Origin of the sequence: Coprococcus sp. AF16-5 (genome assembly GCF_003479365.1) — a bacterium.
In the GTDB taxonomy this organism is placed as follows: Bacteria; Bacillota; Clostridia; order Lachnospirales; family Lachnospiraceae; genus Coprococcus; species Coprococcus aceti.
The window spans coordinates 198519-222766 of the sequence record NZ_QUGZ01000004.1 but is presented as its reverse complement, the minus strand read 5'-3'; the positions used below and the strand labels follow the sequence as shown (position 1 = coordinate 222766).

20 protein-coding genes, 1 pseudogene and 1 other annotated feature are annotated in these 24248 nt (G+C 44.5%); of the genes and pseudogenes, 20 read left to right on the top strand and 1 reads right to left on the bottom strand.

The window, feature by feature from the left end:
* Positions 1 to 9 precede the first annotated feature (9 nt).
* The 17 genes and pseudogenes from DWW70_RS11710 (at position 10) to feoB (ending at position 19438) form a co-directional block, all read left to right on the top strand.
* Positions 10 to 1053 (top strand): AAA family ATPase, encoded by a 1044-nt coding sequence (locus DWW70_RS11710; protein WP_118649904.1) that lies wholly within the window; start codon positions 10 to 12, stop codon positions 1051 to 1053.
* A 245-nt stretch (positions 1054 to 1298) separates the two neighbouring features.
* On the top strand, positions 1299 to 2186 hold the full coding sequence (locus DWW70_RS11705) for a DegV family protein (RefSeq protein WP_118649903.1): 888 nt from the start codon (positions 1299 to 1301) through the stop codon (positions 2184 to 2186).
* 140 nt (positions 2187 to 2326) lie between these two features.
* Positions 2327 to 4018 (top strand): putative bifunctional diguanylate cyclase/phosphodiesterase, encoded by a 1692-nt coding sequence (locus DWW70_RS11700; RefSeq protein ID WP_055280612.1) that lies wholly within the window; start codon positions 2327 to 2329, stop codon positions 4016 to 4018.
* 153 nt (positions 4019 to 4171) lie between these two features.
* Positions 4172 to 4318 (top strand): annotated as a pseudogene (locus DWW70_RS11695) (polar amino acid ABC transporter ATP-binding protein); the annotation flags it as partial.
* A 59-nt stretch (positions 4319 to 4377) separates the two neighbouring features.
* The gene (locus DWW70_RS11690) at positions 4378 to 5316 is read left to right on the top strand and encodes a DMT family transporter (protein WP_055223640.1); all 939 of its coding nucleotides are present in this window, start codon (positions 4378 to 4380) and stop codon (positions 5314 to 5316) included.
* Between the two features lie 166 nt (positions 5317 to 5482).
* Positions 5483 to 5771, top strand: a binding site (T-box leader).
* Positions 5772 to 5856: 85 nt separating this feature from the next.
* Positions 5857 to 7578: a carbon starvation CstA family protein gene (locus tag DWW70_RS11685; RefSeq protein ID WP_118649902.1), complete on the top strand. Its 1722-nt coding sequence runs from the start codon at positions 5857 to 5859 to the stop codon at positions 7576 to 7578.
* 229 nt (positions 7579 to 7807) lie between these two features.
* On the top strand, positions 7808 to 8683 hold the full coding sequence (gene nudC, locus DWW70_RS11680; RefSeq protein ID WP_118649901.1) for an NAD(+) diphosphatase: 876 nt from the start codon (positions 7808 to 7810) through the stop codon (positions 8681 to 8683).
* Positions 8684 to 8956: 273 nt separating this feature from the next.
* Positions 8957 to 9673, top strand: coding sequence for a YgdI/YgdR family lipoprotein (locus tag DWW70_RS11675; protein WP_243017722.1), 717 nt, complete (start codon positions 8957 to 8959; stop codon positions 9671 to 9673).
* Positions 9674 to 9931: 258 nt separating this feature from the next.
* Entirely contained in the window at positions 9932 to 10090 is a 159-nt protein-coding gene (locus DWW70_RS14910; protein ID WP_158576554.1) for a hypothetical protein, read from the top strand.
* A 312-nt stretch (positions 10091 to 10402) separates the two neighbouring features.
* Positions 10403 to 11380: a TAXI family TRAP transporter solute-binding subunit gene (locus DWW70_RS11670; protein ID WP_118649900.1), complete on the top strand. Its 978-nt coding sequence runs from the start codon at positions 10403 to 10405 to the stop codon at positions 11378 to 11380.
* Positions 11381 to 11504: 124 nt separating this feature from the next.
* Positions 11505 to 12692, top strand: a complete 1188-nt coding sequence (gene gltS / locus DWW70_RS11665; RefSeq protein ID WP_055273905.1) for a sodium/glutamate symporter — start codon at positions 11505 to 11507, stop codon at positions 12690 to 12692.
* A gap of 15 nt (positions 12693 to 12707) precedes the next feature.
* Complete coding sequence (locus DWW70_RS11660; RefSeq protein ID WP_004851427.1) at positions 12708 to 12902, top strand: hypothetical protein; 195 nt, start codon at positions 12708 to 12710, stop codon at positions 12900 to 12902.
* Between the two features lie 126 nt (positions 12903 to 13028).
* Positions 13029 to 13979 (top strand): arginase, encoded by a 951-nt coding sequence (locus DWW70_RS11655; RefSeq protein WP_117874852.1) that lies wholly within the window; start codon positions 13029 to 13031, stop codon positions 13977 to 13979.
* 99 nt (positions 13980 to 14078) lie between these two features.
* Complete coding sequence (locus DWW70_RS11650) at positions 14079 to 14753, top strand: DNA alkylation repair protein (protein ID WP_118649899.1); 675 nt, start codon at positions 14079 to 14081, stop codon at positions 14751 to 14753.
* A gap of 112 nt (positions 14754 to 14865) precedes the next feature.
* On the top strand, positions 14866 to 15492 hold the full coding sequence (locus DWW70_RS11645; RefSeq protein WP_118649898.1) for a methylated-DNA--[protein]-cysteine S-methyltransferase: 627 nt from the start codon (positions 14866 to 14868) through the stop codon (positions 15490 to 15492).
* Between the two features lie 33 nt (positions 15493 to 15525).
* Positions 15526 to 16941 carry an MATE family efflux transporter gene (locus tag DWW70_RS11640; protein WP_015534042.1) on the top strand — a complete coding sequence of 472 codons (1416 nt, stop codon included), beginning with the start codon at positions 15526 to 15528 and terminating at the stop codon, positions 16939 to 16941.
* 160 nt (positions 16942 to 17101) lie between these two features.
* Positions 17102 to 19438 carry a ferrous iron transport protein B gene (gene feoB, locus DWW70_RS11635; RefSeq protein ID WP_118649897.1) on the top strand — a complete coding sequence of 779 codons (2337 nt, stop codon included), beginning with the start codon at positions 17102 to 17104 and terminating at the stop codon, positions 19436 to 19438.
* Between the two features lie 58 nt (positions 19439 to 19496).
* On the opposite strand, the gene DWW70_RS11630 is transcribed toward feoB, so the two are convergent.
* Positions 19497 to 20801: an MATE family efflux transporter gene (locus tag DWW70_RS11630; RefSeq protein ID WP_118649896.1), complete on the bottom strand. Its 1305-nt coding sequence runs from the start codon at positions 20799 to 20801 to the stop codon at positions 19497 to 19499.
* A gap of 174 nt (positions 20802 to 20975) precedes the next feature.
* On the opposite strand from DWW70_RS11630, the gene DWW70_RS11625 reads away from it, so the two are divergent.
* The 3 genes from DWW70_RS11625 (at position 20976) to DWW70_RS11615 (ending at position 24212) form a co-directional block, all read left to right on the top strand.
* Positions 20976 to 21854, top strand: a complete 879-nt coding sequence (locus tag DWW70_RS11625) for an AraC family transcriptional regulator (protein ID WP_118649895.1) — start codon at positions 20976 to 20978, stop codon at positions 21852 to 21854.
* 101 nt (positions 21855 to 21955) lie between these two features.
* Complete coding sequence (locus DWW70_RS11620; protein WP_015534039.1) at positions 21956 to 23461, top strand: AAA family ATPase; 1506 nt, start codon at positions 21956 to 21958, stop codon at positions 23459 to 23461.
* Positions 23445 to 24212, top strand: a complete 768-nt coding sequence (locus tag DWW70_RS11615; protein WP_015534038.1) for a hypothetical protein — start codon at positions 23445 to 23447, stop codon at positions 24210 to 24212. The genes DWW70_RS11620 and DWW70_RS11615 overlap by 17 nt, the downstream gene beginning before the upstream one ends.
* Positions 24213 to 24248 lie beyond the last annotated feature (36 nt).

The window sequence follows — 24248 nt, the reverse complement described above, 5'->3', positions numbered from 1 at the left end:
TGACAAGTTATGTATAGATATAAGGTAGGAATGTATGGGGGTTCGTTTGATCCGCTTCACATAGGACACATCCACGACATCATACGTGCTGCGGCGATGTGTGAGGAACTGTATGTGATGATAAGCTGGTGTGAGGGCAGAGAGTCTGCCTCAAAGGAACAGAGATATCGCTGGATACTTAACAGTACAAGACATCTGCCAAATGTGAAGATAATCATGATAGAGGATAAGGCGGTCTCAAAAGAAGAATATAATACGGATTATTATTGGGAAAAGGGAGCACAGGATATCAAGGACACGATAGGAAAGCCTATAGATGCAGTGTTCTGTGGTTCGGATTATCTTGGAACCGGCAGGTTTGAGAGCCTGTACTGTCCGGAGAGTGAGGTCGTGTACTTTGACAGGGCGGAGGTTCCGGTATCCTCGACAGAGATCCGTGAGTGGGCGACGGCGCATTGGGAGTATATTCCAGAGGTGTGCAGGGATCACTACGTCAGAAAGATTCTGGTTGTCGGCGGTGAATCCACAGGAAAATCCACACTGGTTGAGAATCTTGCGCTGGCATATAACACGAATTTTGTACGGGAGATAGGACGTGACACCTGTGAGTACGCGGGTGGCGAGAATTTCATGGTTGAAGATGATCTGGTGGAGAACTTCATCAGACAGAAGGACGAGGTCCGCAGGGCAGCCAGGCATAGCAACAGACTGTTGTTTGTGGATACCGATGCGCTGACCACAGGATTTTATTGTGATCTGCTCATGGATGATGATGAACAAAAACGCAGGCTTACAGATATGGCGGGCGCGATAAATGCAACAAATAAGTGGGATCTTGTGTTGTTCCTTGATCCTGATGGAACGGATTTTGTCCAGGATGGGACCCGGAATGAGAAAATAATGCGGGAGAGAAGGCATTACAGCGATTTGCTCAAGGCGTGGTTTGACAAGTATGGGGTACACTGTGAGACGGTATCGGGAGATTATCTTGACCGGTTCAACACTGCGAAAAAACTGATTGAGGAACGACTTGCGATAACAACTGTATTTTAAATGACAAATGATCATATATATTAACGCCCATGACATGGTTTTTAAAACAACGTGTTGTGGGTATTTTTGCCTGTTTTTTATCGTATTTATGACTATGAATAAAGTACAGATGATGATACAATAGTAAGCAAGAAACGATGATAAGAAAAAGTGGATGTTAAATCGAAAGAAAATGCTAATACTAGATCAAAAGAAAACGCGAATGTAAAAAAGTAATCATAAATATATTGGAGAGGTGGACAAACATGGCAAAGTATATCTTGAGCTGCTGCTCAACAGCAGATCTTTCAAAGGAGCATTTTGACAAAATAGACGTAAAATATATATGCTTTCACTACGAGCTTGATGGTGTGGAGCATCCTGATGACCTGGGACAGACCATGCCATTTGAGGAATTTTACAGAAAGATGACAGAGGGTGCGGCTACGAAGACCTCGCAGGTGAATTCAGATGAATATTATGATTTCTGGAAACCTTATCTTGAACAGGGGTATGACATACTTCACCTGACATTGTCATCGGGAATAAGCGGGTCTATAAACTCTGCAAATATTGCCAGGGAGGATCTGGAGGAAGAATTCCCTGACAGGAAACTCTATGTGGTAGATTCCCTGGGGGCTTCCTCGGGATATGGGCTGATCATGGACACGCTGGCAGGCATGAGAGATGAAGGCAGGTCCATAGACGAGCTGCATGACTGGATAGAACAGCATAAGCTGGACCTGAACCACTGGTTCTTCTCAACGGATCTCACGTTTTATATCAGAGGCGGAAGAATATCCAAGACTGCTGGAACGGTTGGCACAATACTTGGAATATGTCCACTTCTCAACATGGATGACGAGGGCAGGCTGATACCGAGATCAAAGATAAGAGGTAAAAAGAAGGTTATTCAGGAGATAGTAAAGCGCATGGAGGAGAATGCACAGGATGGGCTTGATTATTCCGGTAAGTGCTATATATCGCAGTCTGCATGTATGGATGATGCCGAGGCTGTGGCAAGGCTTGTTGAGGAGAGATTTCCAAAACTTGACGGCAAGGTGGAGATCAATTATATAGGAACTACCATAGGAAGCCATACAGGACCTGGTACAGTTGCCTTGTTTTTCTGGGGCAGAAGACGTCAGGGGTAGGATAATACATTGTGCATTCATTTTTCCACTGCTATAATATAGGAAGAGTTTATATTTATTAATTTTTGATGCGCTTGGGCCGATTTTGATATTTAAGACCGGACGATACGGGCTATGTGGCGAAGGCTGGAGGAGAGAGAATGGATAATACAATTGATAAAAGCATACAAATGGACAGTCAGATGAAAGAATTCTTCGAGTGCATAAGCGGGGACGCGGATACACAGCAACAGAGAATCCAGTGTATAAGGAATGGTCTTGCTGCTATTGCTGACAGGCTCAGGTTGGGAAAGGCGGAGATTACTGTTGATATTCCGAAAAACAGGTTTATGCCGCTTGGAGAAAGAAGCAGCGCGGTATTATACGAGAGAGAAGTGACTGAATTGGGTACCCCCGTTGATATAGAGATGAAGATCAGAACCGGTGGTACTGTGTTTATCAAGGATTATCCATATGGTCCGGGTTATTCAGAAGAGGAGATACAGACACACAGGTTTATATTTAGGGAGATATTTATTCAGTACAACCGGACATTGGCTCAGTGCATGCTTGAAAAGATCATGAATACAGATATCAACACGGGTGTTGCCAGTCAGGATTCCCTGATGTATTATGCGGTGAATCTGATAAAAAACGGACGGATTGGTGATTATACAGGCATATTTTTTAATATCCACAATTTCAAGTATGTGAATAAGGTTTTTGATTATTCACAGGGAGATGTGATACTTAGAAATTATGCGCAGATGGTGAAGTCATATCTTGACAGCGATGAGGAGATAGCAAGGCTTGGAGGAGATAATTTCGTTGTAATTTGTCGTAATGAGAATGCGTCTGATTTTATAAGCAAGATTAAAGATGTTCATATGAGTCATGAGTTCAGATCTGTCAAAAGAGAATTACAGCTGGGAGTTACAGCGGGGATAGCCTGCCTGGAAGGCGTTGATAAGCCGAGGGAAGTTATGGCCAGAACCAGCATTGCGTATCAGGCAGCAAGAAAAACCGGAGCGGGCTCTATAGTGGTATATACAAAAGAGATTCAGAAGCATCTTATGGATGACCAGGAGATTCTGGCCGCTTTTCCCCAGGCACTCGCTGCAGGCGAGTTTGTAGTGTATTATCAGCCAAAGGTGAGGATTGCGGACAAAAGTATATATGGTGCGGAGGCACTTGTACGCTGGGTGAGAGATGGACAGGTGGTCACTCCTGCGAGATTTATTCCGCAGCTTGAGAGAGAGGGCAGCGTGTGCAGACTTGACTATTATATGCTTGAGCAGGTATGCGGTTTTTTGAAGAGCAGACTGGATAAAGGTCTGAAGATTGTGCCTGTATCAGTCAATTTTTCCAGAAGACATCTGGAAGAAGGCGATCTGGTGGAACGAATAACCGGTACCATAGACAGATTTGGGATAGACAGAAGCTATATTGAGATAGAGCTCACAGAAAGTGAGGATTATCAGAATTATGAGATCATGTCCAGCGTGATAGGAAGACTCAAGGAACGAGGCATAAGTACATCCATAGATGATTTTGGTACAGGATTTTCTTCGCTCAACATGATCAAAAAGGTTGACCTTGATACCATCAAGATAGACAAATCGCTGATACCTTTTGACGATGTAAACAATAATAAGCATCAGGATATAGTAATGTTTTCAAGCATAATAGACCTCATAGGCCGGCTCGGGAAAAAGTCAGTTGCGGAGGGTGTTGAGACAACTCAGCAGCTTGACTATCTGGAAAAGCTTGGCTGTGATATAGTACAGGGATATGTGTTTGACAAGCCCCTGCCAAAGGATGAATTTGAGCAAAGGCTGGAGTCGGGATATTAAAAAGCGGCAATGGAGCCATATGAACTCCATTGCCGCTTTTTGTGTATGTAGTAAAACGGTAAAATATATATACATGGGGACTTGTTTCTTCACCGGGAAAATGATAAAACTGTTGGGAGGATTGATAAAGAAACACAGCAAAAACTGCTGCTTGAGATGGGGTTTGCCAGGGAAGTGGCTGACCGTGTTATATTTATGGCCGATGGGATCATAGTTGAGGATGGAACTCCGGAGCAGCTGTTCGGGGATCCGCAGAATGACAGGACAAAGGCTTTTCTCAGTTCAATTCTCAACACATAATAGAGTGCCTGTATGTTGTATGCTGTGGCACGGACTAAAAAGAACGAGAGGTTTCACAGATGAAGAGTAGACAGGTAAGGAATTCACTGCTGCTAGTTTTGACAGCTTTTATATGGGGCGTAGCCTTTGTTGCGCAGAGACAGGGAGGAGATGCGGTTGGACCGTTCTCTTTCAACGGAATACGGTCACTGATCGGCGGTGCTGTTCTTATACCGGTCATATTTATAATTGACAGGATAAAACCATCTGATAGGAAACCGAGTAATAGATCAGATAGAAAGAGACTTGTGATTGGCGGTATATGCTGTGGAACTGTTCTGTTCCTGGCAAGCTCTGCACAGCAGCTTGGACTTTATATGGGAACACCGGCGGGAAAAGCGGGATTCCTCACAGCGTGTTACATATTGCTGGTTCCAATTCTGAGTCTGTTTTTGAAGAAGAAATGTGGCTGGAATATATGGCTTGGAATAGTTATAGCTGTGGTGGGGCTTTATCTGCTTTGTATGAGCAGCTCACTGTCATTTCAGAGCAGTGATCTTATGGTGCTTGTATGTGCATTGCTTTTTGCAGTACATATACTAGTGATAGACCATTTCTCACCGCTTGTGGATGGAGTCAGAATGTCATGTATACAGTTTTGGGTATGCGGGATTCTCAGCATATTCCCGGCGTTTTTCTCGGAGATGCATCATAGTGTGGCTGGAATTGCGGCATGGGTGCAGCCTCTCGGTACATTGAGTGCGTGGATTCCGATACTCTATGCAGGAGTGTTGTCGTGTGGCGTGGCATATACACTTCAGATAGTTGGACAGAACGGACTAAATCCCACTGTCGCTTCAATGATCATGAGCCTTGAGTCGGTATTCTCTGTCATTGCCGGTTGGATCATCCTTGGAGAACGTATGGGGGTAAGACAGCTTGCAGGATGCGGGCTGATATTTGCCGCAATACTTCTGGCACAGATTCCGGTCGGACGAGGAAAGAAAGAGATGGCATGAACGTCTTGAGAGCCGATGATAAAAATACTTTGTTTTCACAAGAAAAAATATGCCGCAGGCGTACATATAACGCTGAAACACTTGAAAAAAATGCGAGTTTTTATTTACTTGCAAAAATGGGTTGACATTAAAATACTTCAGTGCTAGTTTAGGTACCGAACAAAGAGCAAATGCAAAGAACAGAATACGGTCGTCAAAGATCGCATACTTCAGAGAGCCGCCGGTTGGTGTGAGACGGTGTATGTCCTTGATGATTATCCTCTGCGAGCAGTGCACTGAATTCCCTGGTCATGAGATGCCAGAGACATTAGGTGTCACCGGTTTTCTACCGTTACATAGAAACTTATTTCAATAGACAGTGAGTAGTGGTCAGGCGAGATAAGGTCAGAGAGGTCATCCTTTTATGATGGCAAATAAAGTGGTAACGCGGAAGTATACAGGCTTTCGTCTTTATGAGATTGCATAAAGACGAAAGCCTTTTTTTATTTACTCTTTGCAAAAAATGAGATATCGTCATAAGGCGTGAGAAAGGAGAAAGATATGAATAGTTTGGTAATTGTTCTTATCGCAGTAGTAGTTTTAGGTGCTGGCTATCTTGGCTATGGAAGATGGCTTGCAAAGAAATGGGGTGTAGATCCAAATGCAAAGACCCCAGCAGTTGCAAATGAGGATGGCAAGGATTATGTACCATCATCAAAGCTTACAGTATTTGCACATCAGTTTTCATCGATAGCAGGTGCCGGTCCTGTCCAGGGACCTATCATCGCAGCTATGTTCGGATGGGTTCCAGTTTTACTCTGGCTGCTTGTCGGAGGCGTATTCTTTGGTGCAGTTCAGGATTTTGGTTCACTTTATGCATCAGTTAAAAATGGTGGTAAGTCAATAGGACTTGTCATCGAGAAGTACATAGGCAAGGCAGGAAGAAGATTCTTCTCACTGTTCTGCTGGCTGTTCACACTTCTTGTTATAGCAGCATTTACATCGATGGTTTCATCGACATTTAACGGTTTCACAGCAGGCACTGACGGAGCTGTGACAAAGAACTTCAATGGTGCTGCAGCGGCAACAGTTTCAATGTTGTTCATAGTAGTAGCCATGGTATTCGGTGTGGTTATGAAGACATGCAAGAATATGAAGGAGTGGCTCAAAGCTATAGTAGCCATCGTCCTCATCGTTGCAATGTTTGCAGTAGGTATGAAATGTCCTTGGTACTTAAATGGTGACCAGTGGAATTACGTAATCATGGCTTACCTCTTCCTCGCATCAGTTCTTCCAATGTGGTTACTCATGCAGCCAAGAGATTACATGACAACATTCATGCTCATCGGTATGTTAGTTGGTGCATTTGTCGGAGTTCTGGTAGGACATCCTGATATGAACCTGAATGCATTCAATGGTTTCACAGTTGTATCATCAACAGGAGCTAAGAGTTATCTGTTCCCAACATTGTTTGTAACGATCGCCTGTGGTGCGGTTTCCGGTTTCCACAGCCTTGTTTCATCAGGAACATCATCTAAGACAGTAAGAAATGAAAAAGATATGCTTTTCGTAGGTTATGGCGCAATGATCCTTGAGACGCTCCTCGGAGTTATCTCACTTATAGTAGTTGGTGCTGTCGCAGTTGGCGGCAAGGCTCCAGAGGGTCTTACACCTTTCCAGATCTTCTCACAGGGTATCGCAGGATTCCTCGAGAAGTTCGGACTTCCAAACTCAGTTGCAAATGTATTCATGACAATGTGTGTATCAGCACTTGCTCTTACATCACTTGACTCAGTTGCACGTATCGGACGTATGTCATTCCAGGAGCTCTTCATGGGAGACACAACAGATACATCCAAGATGCCTGTATGGCAGAAGATACTTACAAACAAGTATTTTGCAACAGTTATAACACTGTTCTTTGGTTATCTTCTCTGCAAGGGTGGATATTCAAATGTATGGCCACTCTTCGGATCAGCAAACCAGATGCTTGCAGCCCTTGTACTTATAGGCGTAGCAGTATTCCTCAAGGCAACAAACAGAAAGCACGCAATGCTCTACCCACCTATGCTGATAATGCTTGCTGTTACATTTACAGCTATCGTGCTCAATGTAATAGGCAATGTACAGAAGTTCCAGGCTGGAACAGCAACATTCCTTGTAGAGGGACTTCAGCTTATTGTAGCAGTATTCCTTATCGTACTTGGTATCATCGTGGCTATCACATGTATCAAGAAGCTTGTTAATATGAAGAAGGAGAATGCTAAGAAGGCAGAGGCTTAATAGATGAGCGGGGGTTCCCCGTAAAGATTTTAAATACAATATCTACATAAAAAAGATCAGGCGATTGGCGAAATACCGATTGCCTGATTTTTTATGTTTACATGGCATGGCTGTAACCAACATTAAGGATTGACAGGTTGAAGTCTTTGAAGGAAAATAATAGGGAAAATGAGGGATATCATTCTCTTTGAGATCTTTGGACATCTGGAATAGTGGAGGAAATATAGGTATGATACAGGATATAGAACCACAGAGGTTTAATAATCAATATAGTAACAGGAGAGAACCAGAGGATCACGATATGGTTCTCTCTTTTTCTGAGAAAATGATATTTGCGAAAGTTATGGATAATGAGAACCTGCTTGGGTTTATGACGTATGGAGAACTGCAGAAAATAACCGGATGCGATAGGAAAATAGGGGATCTGGTTTATCTCTTTTCAATAGATGATACTGCATATTTTCTGTGGAATGGAGATAACCGACTGACAGCTCCGGGATATGATTACCGAAGCATGTATAAGACAAGGGCGTGCCAACCGAAGGCTGCGGTGCTTGCGGTGGCTACCGGCTGGCATCTGTCACTGTGGTACAGAACCAACAGGTTCTGCGGCGCCTGTGGAGAGAGAACTGTACATGATGAAAAAGAGAGGATGCTCAGATGTCCGTCCTGTGGCAGGCTGATATTTCCTGTCATAGCCCCGGCTGTTATAGTGGGTGTGATCGACGGCGACAGGATAATACTTACCACATATGCTGGAAGAGAATACAAGAGATATGCCCTGATTGCGGGATTTACCGAGATAGGAGAGAGCGCTGAGCAGACAGTCAGACGAGAAGTCATGGAAGAGGTCGGCATCAGCGTTAAGAATATCACTTATTACAAGTCACAGCCATGGGGCTATGACAGCAATCTTCTCATGGGTTATTTCTGTCAGGCAGACATACCGGAGGGCGGAGACGGACATCTGACTATAGACAGACAGGAGCTTGCAACCGGAGAGTGGGTGAACCGTGATGATATTCCAGACTATCCGGAGCACCTGAGTCTCACACATGAGATGATGGTATACTTTAAAGAGTACGGACAGGAAGTGTTTAAGTGACAAGTAGAGCTAAGATGTAATATCCATTGAATATCCGGACGGGTGGTCATTGTCGTTTTCAAGTTACACACGGAGTTAAGATCGCTGTTTATTGCAGGACTCACTACAAATACCCTACGGGCAGAAAAAAGATTATTTAAGTTTTACACGGTTGTGTAAATGTATGGAGTTATTGTATTATAGACAAATCGAGGATATGGATACTTGAGAAAAATATGGGAGAATGTTTCTTTATATAATAAGACATTAAAAATGGGCTTATATCGAGAAAAAATGGGTAAATGGAATATGAAAAAGACAGGAATTGTGATATGTGTGCTTGCGGCACTGGTGGGACTTGCGGGATGTTCATCAGTGGTAAGCAGTGATAAAACAGATAGAACCAAATCGGGTATAGAGAGTCAAGGAAAGTTCAAGGTCAATACACCGGATGAGGAGTGGTTCAAGGAGACTGCCCTAGATGTGGCGGCTTCGGTGAACGAACTTGCAAATGATGAAGCTTATATAAAGATAATGGGCGGAAGTGACGAGGTTGCTGAAGTCGCAAGTGACTGGGGGGATAATATAGCCGACACAAGTGGCAAGATTGCAGTTGTGATAATCTCGGATAAAGCGGCAAAATTCATTATGGGGCAGACTGATGGCGAAACGTCCCTGTCCGATACGGCCAGAGACCGTGTTGAAAAAAATGCGTGCTTGGCATTTGGAAATTATGTGACCGCCAGCGCTGGGGGAGCGAGTGCATTGGCGGCCTCATCAATACTTAGGTATGATCAGGCGTATGTAGTAAGTGAACCGGTGCTGGATCAGGTGTGGGTGATCCCAGCTGGGGAGGAATGTGCACTGTGGATAGCCTATAGTAACTGTGGTGACGGAATAGTGAGCGTGAGTGGAAGTTACATGGCACTCCCTGATGGTCAGACTGTGGAGGAGGCTGCGGATTCACTGTTCAGCACGTGGGGGTTAGAAGTAGAGGTGCACGAGTGGTAAAGTCACTTTGATATATGTGTTTTAAATAAACGGCGGAGACAATGACTCCGCCGTTTATTTTGTTTATATTCCGGAGTGCTCCGGCATTTGCAAGAAAATAAAATATGATAAAAAAAATAAGCAGCAATACGGAGTTGACTTTTAAGTTTACTTATATACAATAGAAATGTGCCTTTTTATGCTGAAAATTTATATAAAGGGAGATAAAGAAAAACGAGAGACAGGAAAAATTACACATTTGTTACCGGGGTGAAGTGATTGGTTATTGCGGGTGTCGTTGCGGTGATGGTGACAGCATCTATGGGAAGTGTATGGGGAGATGGAGTTGTAACTGCAAGCGCAGCTACAGCCAAGGTCAAGATTGATAAGAAGGCATTCCCGGACAGCAAGTTCAGGCAACAAGATAACCAGACTTGATGTGAGTAAGAATAAAAAGCTTACAGCGAAGGGCGGCATTATTGATGCAGATAAGGGCGTAAAAATTATAAAAAAGTAAATAATATAGCTCTCATAGACGGATTCAGGATGATTTTATAGATATAAAATACAATTATCCATATCATTTTGTTAAATATAGTTGTAAAATAACAATAATGATGTACATGGTATATGGACGGCGATAATAAAGGGCGATAAGCCCTTTATTTCGTGTTATACGGGATTGTTGTATGGTGGTGGTAATAGCGAAGAGAAAGATCTTTCGCCAAGTCACGTAAGGAGGAAAATGAAATGAAACTGAAAAAGATAAAGAGGATGGTTGCAGTGGGAACAGCCATTCTGATGACACTTTCCCTTGCCGGGTGTGGCATCGGCAGTGATTCCGTGAAGCTGGGAGCCGCGGGAGTTGGCGGCGGATACTATGCGTTCTCCAACGCATTTGCGCAGATAGCATCCTCGGAGGATGAGGATCTTGATTTTGAGGTAAAGGCTACTGCAGGCTCCACGGCGAATATCAGGCTTCTGTCCGACGGATATGTGGATATGGCGATAGCCCAGGCGGATCTGGTGGATGCGGCCTACAACGGAACAGGCGCCACGGACAAGAAGAGGTACAGAGGGTACTCGGCAGTTGCCAGCCTGTACACTGAGGCGTGTCAGATCGTGGTGAGATCTGACTCGGGAATAGACAGCTTGGATGATCTTCAGGGCAAGAAGATTTCTGTGGGTGAGGAGGAGTCCGGTACCCAGAGAAATGCAGAGCAGATACTTAAGATGACCGGCCTTGTGGAATCCCTTGTGGACACGGTTAATCTCGATTATGTGGATGCGGCAAATGAACTCAAATCAGGACAGATAGATGCATTCTTTTGTACAGCAGGTATACAGACCTCGGTGATCGAGGAGCTGTCTAAGGAATGTGACGTAAAGCTCATCGGAATAGATGACAAATGCAGGGACAGACTAAAATCCGTGTATGGCTTCTATACGGATTACACCATACCAGCGGGAACCTACGAGGGACAGACTCAGGATGTTGTGACACTCGGTGTCAGAGCAGTGCTCCTCGCCAGGGATGATATGGATGAGAAGATAGTGGAGGAGCTCACAGGACTTCTCTTTGAACATGCGCAGGATATCCAGTATTCAATAGCACTCACCTTCCAGATAGATGAGAGTGAGGCTGTGAAGAACGTGACCATTCCATTTCATGATGGTGCGAAAGCTTATTATCAGAAAAAAGGAATAGAGATCCCGGCTGAACAGTAGTTGTCAGCTGCTGATAATAAATATACTGAATGCGGAAAAGAATATATGCAGATGATATTGTGTAAATAGGTATCTGATCACGGATGTCTGCATGTGTATATAATATAGATAAGAGAGGTCTTACATGGAGATACAGATAGATATGTATCAGACACTGGCGGTGTCAGTTCTGGTACTTATATTGGGACAGTTTTTGAAGAAAAGAATTAATTTCCTGGAGAAATTCTGCATACCGGCGCCGGTCATAGGAGGTCTGCTTTTCGCAGTCCTGACCTGTGTGTGTTACAGTCTTGGCATAGCAGAATTTACATTTGACGATACGCTGAGAGAGGTGTGCATGGTATTCTTCTTCACATCCGTTGGATTCCAGGCGAATCTCAAGGTTTTAAAGAGCGGAGGAAAGTCGTTGTTCATATTCCTTGGACTGGTTGTGGTGCTTATAGTGTCCCAGAATTTTCTGGCACTCGGGGTGAGTAAGCTATTGCATCTTGATCCGCTTGTTGGACTCTGCACGGGATCTATACCTATGGTAGGTGGTCATGGAACTGCAGGAGCGTTTGGCCCGGTGCTGGAGGATTTTGATGTCAAGGGGGCAACAACTATATGCACGGCTGCGGCAACATTTGGACTTATCGCAGGAAGTCTTATAGGTGGCCCTATTGGCAAGAGACTCATAGACAGGAAGAAACTTCTGGATACTGCAGTTGCCGAGGACGACAGTATACTGGTTGAGGATGAGAAGAAACATGAGCGCCATACCAATATGTATGCGGCAGCTGTGTTCCAGCTCATCATAGCCGTAGGAATAGGAACCATCATATCGGAACTCCTAACAAAGACAGGACTTACATTTCCTATATATATAGGTGCGATGATCGCGGCTGCGGTCATCAGAAATATCGGAGAGTATTCCGGTAAGTTTGATATATACATGGGTGAGATCAACAACCTTGGTGGTATCTGCCTGTCACTGTTCCTTGGAATGGCGATGATCACACTGAAGCTGTGGCAGCTTGCAGAACTTGCACTTCCGCTGATCATACTGCTCTCGGCGCAGCTCATACTCATGATGCTATTCACATATTTTGTTGTGTTCAACGTGATGGGCAGGGATTACGATGCGGCGGTTCTGTCCGCCGGAACATGCGGATTCGGTATGGGAGCAACGCCAAATGCCATGGCGAACATGCAGGCTATATGCGACCGCTATGTTCCTTCGGTCAAGGCATATCTGATAATACCGCTTATAGGAAGTTTATTTGCTGACTTCCTGAACAGCCTGGTAATTACATTTTTCATAAACATACTTTAGGGGGTATAACCAACTATGAGAGAAAAAAATAAAGAACAGCATAAAAAGCATCACAGATTCAACATGTCATTTGACAATCTGGCTATTCCTGAGGTGAACACAAAGAGCCATGATGACAATGAGGATAATGTGGGTGAGGATGACTCGTCTGTGACATATGACACGGTGGCAATCCCGGAGATCCACATAAGGAAAAAGAAAGACAAATAGTGATTAAAATCGTCCGGTTGTGTTAGAATACAGTCGGGCGATTTTGTATTAAGATTATTTTATTACTGACAGGTTAATCGATATTGCTGCGAAATTGACTTGTTATTGGATATATGGGGGTTGTATATGGGTGACAGCAAGGTGAAAAATGAGAATATGATTTTGGATTTTACTCACGTATATCGTGATGAGGATATAAAGGATATAGATAGATTCAGATACATAGATTGCTCTGATATACAAGAGACAGATATGTATTGTTCAAAAAATGCGTATGAAAAAATATGGGGCAGGATAGAGCCGTACGGAATCCAGGGTATACATTATATAGATTCGGGAAATTATCATTATATAACGAAGATTATAACAGATCATATAACCGAACCGTTTGGGCTGGTTATGTATGATCATCATACAGACATGCAGATACCTATGGTTCCAGAAATGATGAGCTGCGGAGACTGGGCGGGACAGACTCTTATACAGAATGAAAATCTAAGACAGCTGGTGGTTGTAGGTCCGCCGGAGTCAGATATAGAGCAGACTTTGGAAAGTTATAAAGGTTCCAAGGGGAGACAAGAAAATGTGGAAAGCTATAAATGTGGGTATAATGTACAAGAAGCTGAGTACGATGATTCGTATGATATTTCCCGGGATATCTCAAGCGAAAGACTGTTGATATTTTCTGCCAAAGACCTGCATGGTGGACTGCCTGAGGATAAGCTGAAACATATCAGAACAGATCTGCCTTTGTACATATCTATAGACAAAGACGTCCTCGGAACAGAATACACGGAGACGAACTGGAGTCAGGGGGATATGTCAATCGATGGACTTGAACGTCTGCTCAGTGTCTTTCTTGGCGGTCAGGGTGAAGAAAAAAATACAGACGCTTGTCGTAATGATGAAAGATATGACGGTGGTATAAGACATTCAAGAATATTGGGCGTTGATGTATGCGGAGAGGTTCAGACAGATATTTCAGTGCCTGAATATCTTGTGGCGGAGGAGAAGAATGAGAAGGTCAATATCGAACTGTTTCGGTTTATATCGGAGCATGTGAAGAAATTCAGATAGTATTAGATATAATAGTTGTATACAATTATGAGTTAGAATAGAAAAATGTAGAAAATGGAAAACTAACAACGAGAAAATTAGAAAGCGTAAGGTGAAAATATGGAGGAGATTCAAAAGCATCTGTTTGAACTTCAGGATATAAAGTACAGAGATTTTCACAGCAGGCTTATGCCTGACACCGACAAGGAGACTGTCATAGGCATAAGAGTTCCCGTGCTCAGAAAATATGCGAAGAGTATAGCTGGAACAGAGCTGGAGGACAGATTTATTGATGAGCTCCCACACCAGTATTACGAGGAAAACAATCTTCACATGATGCTCGTAACCTGGATAAAGGACTATGATAAATGTCTATCAGAGGTAGAGAGATTTCTTCCGTATATAGACAACTGGGCAACCTGTGATTTCCCGGCACCGAAGTGTTTTGAAAAGCACAAGGAAGAACTGCTACCGGTCATCAAGCGCTGGATCGCCTCAGGCGAGACATATACTATACGGTATGGAATAGGAATGCTCATGAGGCTTTATCTGGATGCTGATTTTGATCCTGAATATGTGAAGCTGGTGGCAGAAGTTAAGTCTGATGAGTATTATGTCAACATGATGATAGCATGGTACATGGCGACAGCACTGGCAAAGCAGTGGGATGCGGTCATTCCGTACATAGAAGAGCACCGCATGTCTGACTGGGTTCACCGAAAGACGATACAGAAGGCAGTGGAGAGTTACCGTATAACGGATGAGCAGAAGAGATATCTCAAGGGATACAGGTAGTTTATCGCTTTTTAGCTGAAAAATGAAAAAAGATAAAAACAACAAGTTATGTAGCTGAGGTGAAAACTGGCAGCTAATTACATAATCGCAACACAAGAAAGGAAAAATACACATGACAACAAGGGAGGAAGTTCTGGCATATGGTCTCTCATTTCCGGACACTTACCAGGAGGCTCCATTTCACGACCAGAATTGGCAGCTTGTCAGGGTAAAGGGAAGTAAGAAAGCATTTCTATGGACTTATGAGAGGAATGGATATATCAATCTGAACGTTAAAGCTGATTCAGAGTCGCTGGATTTTTGGAGGCAGGCATTTGAATCAGTTATACCTGGATGGCACCAGAACAAGGAGCACTGGAATACGATTATACTTGATGGAAGTGTGCCCGATGATGCGGTGAAGCAGATGATAGCGGAGAGCTATGACATAGTAACCTACAGTCCGACAAAGAGGATCTACGATGCGGTGAAGAAGATTCCGAAGGGATGTGTTGCAACATACGGCCAGGTTGCGGAGATGGCAGGTGACAGGAAGATGGCGAGAGCCGTGGGCAATGCACTTCATAAGAATCCTGATCCTGAGAATATACCGTGTTACCGAGTGGTGAATTCCAAGGGTGAGCTTGCGGGAGCATTTGCGTTCGGTGGAGCAAATGTCCAGGCGGACCGCCTGAGGGCAGACGGCATAGAGGTTGAAAATGACCGGGTAGACCTGAAGAAATATGGAATGAAAAACTGAGTCGCAATACAGACAGAAAGGCAATACAGAATCATGACATCTGATAACACAAAGACAAATGAAAATCAGAACAATCCCCTTGGATATGAGAATGAGGCACATCTGCTCACAACCTTTGCCATACCGTGTATCATATCCATGCTGGTGACAGCACTTTATAATATAGTTGACCAGATATTTATTGGACACGGAGTGGGAATGCTTGGAAATGCTGCGACAAATATAGCATTTCCTCTTTCAACGGCATGTACCGCGATATCGCTTCTTCTTGGCATAGGAAGTGCGACCAGCTTTTCATTGAAGCTTGGTGCCGGAGATGAGAAGAAGTCGGCTGAGGCAGCAGGAAATGGAATCTGTCTCATGGCGATATTTGGCGTGGCACTTTTCCTTGTGACGACAATATTCCTGACACCTATGCTAAAGGCATTCGGCGCAACTGACAAGGTTCTGCCATTTGCACAGGAGTACACAAGGATAACAGCGATAGGTTTCCCATTCCTGATAGCGAATACCGGAATGAGCAAGCTGATCATGGCTGATGGAAGTCCGAGGTATTCAATGATATCCATGCTGACAGGTGCCATCATCAACACTATACTTGATCCGATACTTATATTCGGGCTCGATATGGGTATGCGCGGTGCGGCGCTGGCAACTATCACAGGACAGATCATATCATTTGCCATAAGCCTCAGATATATGTTCCATTTCAAGACAATACATCTTACCAGGGAAAGTTTTGTTATGCGAGGAGAGCCCTGCGGCAATATATTCAGATTCGGTGCGTCGGCGTGTTTCAATCAGATAGCCATGGCGATAGTCCAGGTTGTCATGAACAATACTCTCTCAAGATACGGAGCACAGTCGGTGTATGGAGGCGACATACCACTTGCGTGTTCAGGAATAATAAGCAAGGTAAACATGATATTCATGGCGATCGTTATAGGAATATCACAGGGAACCCAGCCGATCATAGGCTTCAACTATGGCGCAGGAAAGTACAGGAGGGTGAGAAAGACTTATCTTCTGGCGCTGGCAGCAGCATCAGCTCTGTCGGTGGTGGCATTTGCAGCATTCCAGATATTCCCTAGACAGATCATAAGCGCATTTGGAGAGGGAAGCGAGCTGTACTTCCAGTTTTCAGAGAGATACTTCAGGATATATATGTTTCTTACCATCGTAAATGGAATCCAGCCGGTGACATCAAACTTCTTCAACTCTATAGGAAAGGCGAGACTTGGTGTGTTCATGTCACTCACAAGACAGATACTATTTCTGCTTCCTCTCATCATCATATTCCCTATATTCATGGGGATCGATGGTGTCATGTATGCGGGACCGATAGCGGACGGAATAACTGCGATTGTCTGCGGTGTGTTTACGGTGAGGGAACTTAAGGAACTGACTTCTATAGACAGAGATGCACATGAAAAAGCCGTGAAAATATAGACGATAATCAGGATCTATATATTGCGCATACAACGCATCGTGCTATAATTGAGAAAAAATATCAATAAACATAAATAGACGGCATTCGACAGACGATTTTGTGGTACTGAAAGACTGCGTGGATGAATCTGGATGAATGATGAAAGAAGGATAATCAATTATGACACTGAGAGATTTGAAGGTAGGACAGAGTGCCAGAATAAAGGCAGTTGGCGGTGAAGGAGAGCTAAGACAGCATTTCCTTGACATGGGTGTTATACCCGGTGCGGAGCTCACCCTTGTGAAGCTTGCTCCGATGGGCGATCCTATGGAGTTTCAGATCCATGGATATGAACTTACACTCAGACTGGCTGATGCAGAGCAGATAGATGCAGAGCAGATAGAGACAAGATCCAGAGCCCACACCAGAGTTGAGATCATAGAGGAGAAGGAACATCCAGGACTTGGCGAGGAAGGAAAATATCACGTCAAAGGGGACGGTGATCCGCTTCCAGAAGGAACAAGACTTACATTTGCCCTGGTTGGCAACCAGAACTGTGGAAAGACGACTCTGTTCAATCAGCTCACCGGATCAAATCAGCATATAGGCAATTTCCCTGGAGTAACTGTCGACAGAAAAGATGGTCCGATAAGGGGCAGGGAGAATACTTCCGTGACGGATCTGCCTGGAATATATTCGATGTCTCCTTATAGCAGCGAGGAGATCGTGTCCAGAAACTTTGTGCTTGATGATCACCCAAAGGCTATCATCAATATAGTAGACGCTACTAATATAGAGCGAAATATGTATCTCACAATGCAGCTTCTTGAGATGGAGATACCGGTTGTCGTCGCACTCAACATGATGGATGAGGTCACAGGCAATTCGGGCTCCATAGATGTAAATGGGATGGAGGCAATGCTTGGAACCCCGGTTGTGCCTATATCTGCGGCAAAAAACGAGGGTGTGGATGAGCTTGTAAGACACGCCATACATATAGCCAAGTATCAGGAAAAGCCTGGAAGACAGGACTTCTGTGATGAGAATGAGTTTGGCGGAGCTGTTCACAGATGTATACATGCGGTGGCGCATCTTATAGAGGATCATGTAAAGGCGGCAGATCTGCCGCTTAGATTCGCTGCTACCAAGATCATAGAGGGAGATCATCTCATACTTGACAGGCTTGGACTTGATGAGAACGAGAAAGAGACGATAGAACATCTGATAATCCAGATGGAAAAAGAGCGAGGACTTGACCGGAGTGCAGCCATAGCTGATATGAGGTTTAATTTCATAGAAAAGGTATGTGAAAACTGTGTAGTCAAGCCAAAGGAGAGCAAGGAGAGGATCAGAAGCGAAAAGATAGATCGCATTCTTACGGGTAAGTATACCGCAATCCCATGCTTTATAGGTATCATGCTGGCGGTGTTTTATCTGACATTTAACGTGATCGGAGCAGGTCTGCAGAAACTTTTAGAGATGGGGATAGATGCACTCACGGTTCAGGTGGGAAAGCTTCTCACCGCAGCAAATGTAAATGTGGTCGTCAAGAGCCTTGTTATGGATGGAATATTTGCGGGTGTCGGAAGTGTGCTCAGTTTTCTTCCGATCATAGTGACTCTGTTCTTTTTCCTGTCGCTCATGGAAGACAGCGGATACATCGCCAGAGTTGCATTTGTCATGGATAAGCTGCTAAGGAAGATCGGACTTTCCGGCAAGAGTATAGTTCCGATGCTGATAGGCTTTGGCTGTACGGTTCCGGCCGTCATGGCAACCAGGACACTCCCGAGTGAGAGAGACCGAAAGATGACTATTCTGCTCACTCCATACATGAGCTGTTCAGCTAAGCTTCCTATATATGCGTTCTTTGTAAGCGCATTCTTCCCTGGAAAGGGCGGCCTTATTATGGCAGGGCTTTATTTCCTTGGAATTGCGATAGGAATAATTGTGGCTATGGTTTATCGGAGCACATTGTTTAAGGGCAATGCGGTTCCTTTTGTCATGGAGCTTCCAAATTACAGACTTCCGGGTGCGAAGAACGTAGGCCAGCTCCTGTGGGAGAAGGCAAAGGACTTTCTTCAGAAGGCGTTCACAGTTATATTTCTTGCAACTATATGTATCTGGTTCCTTCAGAGCTTTGATATGCACCTCAATATGGTGAAAGACTCGCAGGACAGCATACTTGCTGCGATAGCCGGACTTTTGGTGCCGATATTTAAGCCGCTTGGACTTGGCGACTGGAGAATATGTACGTCGCTCATAAGCGGTATCATGGCGAAGGAGAGTGTGGTATCCACACTTGAGATATTGTTTAACGGATCAGTGACCGCAGCTATCACAACCAGGGCTGCAGCATCGCTGCTCGTATTCAGCCTGCTTTACTCGCCTTGTATAGCAGCCATCGCCTCCATCAAGAGAGAGATGGGGCACCGCTGGGCTATCGCCGTAGTGATATGGCAGTGCGTTGTGGCGTGGCTTGCAGCATTTGTGGTGTATATGATAGGTGGAATTCTGTGATAAAAGCCTGAAGTATGGGGCTGATACATTCTGGAATACGTTTGGTATTAGTGTATTATCACACCAGTTTCTTCTCTGTCCACTTTCCGCTTCGCCAGCGCAGGACCATACCAACTGCGCGCACACATTCGTCACAGGTAAGGCCTATGTAGGCGCCGGTTGCAAGGAACCCTAAGTGCAGGCCGAACATCCATGTACCGCCGACAGCACACACGTACATAAAGACAGCTGCTATGACGGCCGGGAATACCGCATCTCCGCTGGTCTTCAGAGCCTGGCCGTAGACAAGGTTTGTAACTCTGCCAACCTCGAGGATGATGTCAATAGCAAGGAGCCTTGTGACAATATGTACCATGTCCGGGTTGTCGGTGAACAGTTTCATGGCCCATGGGGCTGTGACTGCAAATAAAGTTTCAAGACAGGTCGCCACGATCACACCGATGATGGCGGCCTTTTTGGTATCTCTTTTACATGCATCTATATCGCCGGAACCGATATGCCATCCGGTCATGATGGCATTTGCCTGGGCGAGCGCTGAGCCGACGCAGTAGGAGAAGTTGCTTATCTGGACTGCGTAGGATCGTGCCGTGACATTTATTCCGTCAGTATCCATCTGGTTCAGGAACTTGACCACCAGCATCATGGCGACATTGTACAGAACGGATTCGAATGCAGATGGCAGTCCGACTCTGATGATCTGTGAAAGGACAGTTCTGTTAGAAAGCCTTTCGGGATTTTTTCCTGCTTTTACAAGGGTGCAGGAGAAAAAGATAACAATTGCAAGGTTGATAACCTTGGATATGACTGTCGCTGTAGCGACACCCTGCACCCCTTTATGCAGCGCAAAGAGAAATACTGCATTTAAGGCGAAGTTTACAAGGTTGCCGATTATGGTAGCGATGAGAGGCTGCTTTGTATGTCCAAATGCCCTGAGGTAGCTTGCAAATATTGGAATCAGCGCGTTCAGGAAGCACCCTCCGCCAACGATCTCAAGATAGCTCATGGCAGGTTCCCTGAGGTTTCCGGCTATTCCTATCAGATCAAGAATATTTCCGGAGAAAATGAACAGGAATATAGACATTCCCATACCTATGACTGAGTTGAATATAAGACCAAGCTGGCGTGCCTGATAAGCAATCCCAGGTCTGCCTGCGCCGATATTCTGAGTCATGACCGTCATCATGCCGGATGATATGATGGAGAACATGATGATGAACATTCCGATATAACTGTTGGCGGTTCCGACAGCACCCACGGCATAGTCCCCAACTGATGATAGCATGAGTGTGTCAACCATACCGGACAACATATAGAAAAGTGTTTCAAAACATATAGGTATAAAAAGTGCAGATAATTTCTTCATATAACCGTTGCTCCTTTGCAGACTAGTGCCAAATTATATATTGTAACTAAATTGTATAATATCGCATTTCCACAGGCTGAATCTTGTACTATATCAATCAAAAGTTGCACATATTCCACATATGGGGTAGTATGATAACGTAGTATGAGACAAATGTGGAGGCAGGAGATTAAGATGTACGCAGAATTAAAGGAAAATCATCCACACGGGACAAGAGAATATCCATTTTGTGAGTATCATATGAGATACTGGCCACATGCATTCCAGATCCCGGTTCATTGGCATGATGAGGTGGAGATAATATATGTAAGGAAAGGTCCACTTATGGTTGAGATTGATGGACAGAAATTTATAGGGGATGACGGAGCTGTATATATAGTAAGTCCGGGAGTGCTGCATATGATGGCCGCCCCGGAAACACTGGTGGATTATTTTACATTTCTGTTTCCGATGGAATTCATATCATTTCAGACCAAGGATGAATTGGAGGATGAGATATTTTTTCCTCTTAGGAATCACACACGGGAATTCAGACCTGAAGTGACGAATCGGAATCTGCTTGAAAAACTTGTACCTATTCTTGATGAGTTGTCAGAGGAAAATGGGAAATTTGGAACACACAGACAGATACAGGTGAGAATCAGATTGTTGCAGGTTGTAGATCTTTTAGTGGAATACGATCAGCTTGAAGCGAAGACAGGGAGAGCGTCAGGTGGACTGGAAAAGGAGATACTTATATATATACAGGATAATTATCATGAGCACATAAGTCTTGCTGAGCTTTCTGAACATTTTCATCTGTCGGAAAAGTACATGTCAAGATTCTTCAGTGAGAGATTTCACATGACGCTCACACAGTATGTGAACTATGTTAGACTTAAGTATGCAAGGCATCTTCTCGAGTCCACAGATCTGTCGGTTACCGAGATTGCCATGAAATCAGGTTACCCAAATGTAAGTTATTTTATCAGGAAATTTTCTGCGGCGGTGGGAGAACCACCGTTAAGATATAGAAATGGTAAAGCTGTGAAAGATCAAAAAAACAGAATATAAAATTCGAAAAACTTGATGGCTGTTGACGGAAATTGGAGATAACAATATAATGGTAATACAGTTTTATGACGTTATATTAAGAGCATCTGAGGAGACCGTGAATGAGAATCAGACAATTTAGAGAAGACCACTGGGATAGGCTTCCCACGATAAGACTGCAGAAAGCGGTGCTTGACAACTTCAAGAGTGTGGAGCATGGAGAGATAGTATTTGCCTGTGGAAAGAAGTTTGTTCCGTATGGAACAGAATCAGATATATTGGGACTTTATGGACAGAACGGCTCGGGTAAGACGAGTTTTATAGAGGCGCTTGCCATACTGAAGCTTCTGATGATTGGAGCTGAGGTTCCGGCGGTGTATGCAGAATGTGTGGCAAAGGGTCAGGAGATGGCCAGACTGGAGTTTACATTTGACCTTCAGTACGAGGACGGACGCATCCGAAAGGTTGTGTACGAATTCCTCATGTCCGCCGTGGAGAATGAGACAAATAACGGATTCAGACAGTACGGAGGAGAGGATCAGAACAGTGGCCAGCCGAGCTACAGAGTCCGCATATCGGGTGAGAAACTGAGTATGTCAGGTGATTTTGAGGGCAGGAAGATGATACTTCAGCCTGTGATTGACACATGCACTGACGACATGCCGTTCGGGCCTGTATCGAAGCAGAAATATTTCATAACAAATGACAGAAAGTTCGTGGATGAGCTGAATGTGGTGAGAAGACTGGCGCAGGAAAAGTCGGCGTCGTTTATCTTCTCGCTCGGAACTGCAAAGGTGTGCGATGAGTGCGGGTTATACTCTGAGTTTTATCAGGTTATACTGGAGCTGGCGTACTACAGTCAGCTCTATCTTCATGTGGTAGATACGAAATCAACAGGATATATAAGACTCAACTACGGACTTCCGCTATACACACAGAGCGGTAAATTCCTTCTGAAGACGGATGTGCCGAACATCATGCCGGAGATAGTCTTCAGCGAGATAAAGAGCCAGTTTGAGAATATAAACATAGTCCTCAGCCAGATAGTTCCGGGACTTAATGTTGATCTTCACGAGCTGTCGCCTGCCCTCATGAAGGATGGCAGTATGGGACATGTGGTGGAGATAGTGTCCAGCAGAAATGAGACGGACATGAGTGTGTTCCACAATCAGGAGGCTGCGCCTGACGGAAGAGTGCACATGCCATTCAGGTACGAGTCCGACGGTATCCGCAAGATCGTGTCGGTGCTCAGTCTGATAATAGATGCGTACAATGAGCAGTCGTGCACGATAGCCATAGACGAGCTGGATGCCGGTGTGTTTGAGTATCTTCTGGGAGAGGTGCTGCAGACGTTCCAGGAGTCTGGCAAGGGGCAGTTTATATTTACATCGCATAACCTCAGACCGCTGGAGGTCATAAGCAAGGATTATATATATTTCACCACGACAAATCCGAGAAATAGGTATATCCGTATGAAGGGAATCGGAAGTAGCAACAATCTCAGAAATACTTATTTCAGGGAGATCGTGGTTGGAGAACAGGACGAGGAGCTGTATAGGAATACGAAGAGGTTCAAGATTGTATCGGCATTCAGAAAGGCAGGTATGGATCATGGGGAAACGACCTAAGAAGAAGATCTTCCTGTTCCTTGTCGAGGGAGTGTCGGACCGGAATGCTCTTGAGGTGCCATTTGGACAGCTTCTGGAGGATATAGATCCTGATATTGTTCTGGAATTTGCCATGCTCATGCAGGATGACGGAAGCTTTGGCGGTGATATAACCTCAAAGAATGGCATACATCCTGACAACATAGAGCGGTTTATAGATGAGATAATGGTCAGTCCTCTGCTAAAGAGGACGGGCCTGTATCCGAAGGACATTGTGGAGATAATTCATTTTGTGGATATGGATGGGGCGTACATAGATGACAATCTGGTCGTGACTGATGGGGGAAATGAAGACAAGCCGGTATACTACCCGGATATCATTGTGACGGCAAATCCGGATCACGTGAAGGAGCGCAATCTCTGCAAGAGTGCGAATCTGGATGTGCTCACTTCGCTGTCATCAATAAAGATAGGAAGTAAAAAGATAAAATACTCCGTATACTATTTTTCGAGCAACCTGGATCATTTCCTGTATCGGGATGCAAATTCAGATGAGCACGGCAAGGTGCGGAGGGCGGCGGAGTTCTCGATGAAGCATGAGACGTCGGGATCGCTGGAGCGTTTTTTTGAGGAGAATGAGACTGTGACTACAGATATGACTTATGGGGAGTCATGGGATTTCATAAAGAGTGGGGAAAATTCTTTGAAGAGGCACACAAATGTGAATCTGCTCATAAAGAGGCTTAAGGCTATTGCGGAAAATCACATATAAAATAAACTCATAACAATAAAACAGGAGACAGAAAAG

Excerpts from the sequence above, each read along its gene's own strand:
- DWW70_RS11645 (WP_118649898.1), top strand. The coding sequence starts at position 14,866 with ATGACAACAAGGGAGGAAGTTCTGGCATATGGTCTCTCATTTCCGGAC.
- DWW70_RS11660 (WP_004851427.1), top strand. The coding sequence starts at position 12,708 with ATGAGAGAAAAAAATAAAGAACAGCATAAAAAGCATCACAGATTCAAC.
- DWW70_RS11615 (WP_015534038.1), top strand. The coding sequence starts at position 23,445 with ATGGGGAAACGACCTAAGAAGAAGATCTTCCTGTTCCTTGTCGAGGGA.
- nudC (WP_118649901.1), top strand. The coding sequence starts at position 7,808 with ATGATACAGGATATAGAACCACAGAGGTTTAATAATCAATATAGTAAC.
- DWW70_RS11675 (WP_243017722.1), top strand. The coding sequence starts at position 8,957 with ATGGGTAAATGGAATATGAAAAAGACAGGAATTGTGATATGTGTGCTT.
- DWW70_RS11655 (WP_117874852.1), top strand. The coding sequence starts at position 13,029 with ATGGGTGACAGCAAGGTGAAAAATGAGAATATGATTTTGGATTTTACT.
- gltS (WP_055273905.1), top strand. The coding sequence starts at position 11,505 with ATGGAGATACAGATAGATATGTATCAGACACTGGCGGTGTCAGTTCTG.
- feoB (WP_118649897.1), top strand. The coding sequence starts at position 17,102 with ATGACACTGAGAGATTTGAAGGTAGGACAGAGTGCCAGAATAAAGGCA.
- DWW70_RS11670 (WP_118649900.1), top strand. The coding sequence starts at position 10,403 with ATGAAACTGAAAAAGATAAAGAGGATGGTTGCAGTGGGAACAGCCATT.
- DWW70_RS11640 (WP_015534042.1), top strand. The coding sequence starts at position 15,526 with ATGACATCTGATAACACAAAGACAAATGAAAATCAGAACAATCCCCTT.
- DWW70_RS11650 (WP_118649899.1), top strand. The coding sequence starts at position 14,079 with ATGGAGGAGATTCAAAAGCATCTGTTTGAACTTCAGGATATAAAGTAC.
- DWW70_RS11700 (WP_055280612.1), top strand. The coding sequence starts at position 2,327 with ATGGATAATACAATTGATAAAAGCATACAAATGGACAGTCAGATGAAA.
- DWW70_RS11705 (WP_118649903.1), top strand. The coding sequence starts at position 1,299 with ATGGCAAAGTATATCTTGAGCTGCTGCTCAACAGCAGATCTTTCAAAG.
- DWW70_RS11710 (WP_118649904.1), top strand. The coding sequence starts at position 10 with ATGTATAGATATAAGGTAGGAATGTATGGGGGTTCGTTTGATCCGCTT.
- DWW70_RS11685 (WP_118649902.1), top strand. The coding sequence starts at position 5,857 with ATGAATAGTTTGGTAATTGTTCTTATCGCAGTAGTAGTTTTAGGTGCT.
- DWW70_RS11690 (WP_055223640.1), top strand. The coding sequence starts at position 4,378 with ATGAAGAGTAGACAGGTAAGGAATTCACTGCTGCTAGTTTTGACAGCT.
- DWW70_RS11625 (WP_118649895.1), top strand. The coding sequence starts at position 20,976 with ATGTACGCAGAATTAAAGGAAAATCATCCACACGGGACAAGAGAATAT.
- DWW70_RS11630 (WP_118649896.1), bottom strand. The coding sequence starts at position 20,801 with ATGAAGAAATTATCTGCACTTTTTATACCTATATGTTTTGAAACACTT.
- DWW70_RS11620 (WP_015534039.1), top strand. The coding sequence starts at position 21,956 with ATGAGAATCAGACAATTTAGAGAAGACCACTGGGATAGGCTTCCCACG.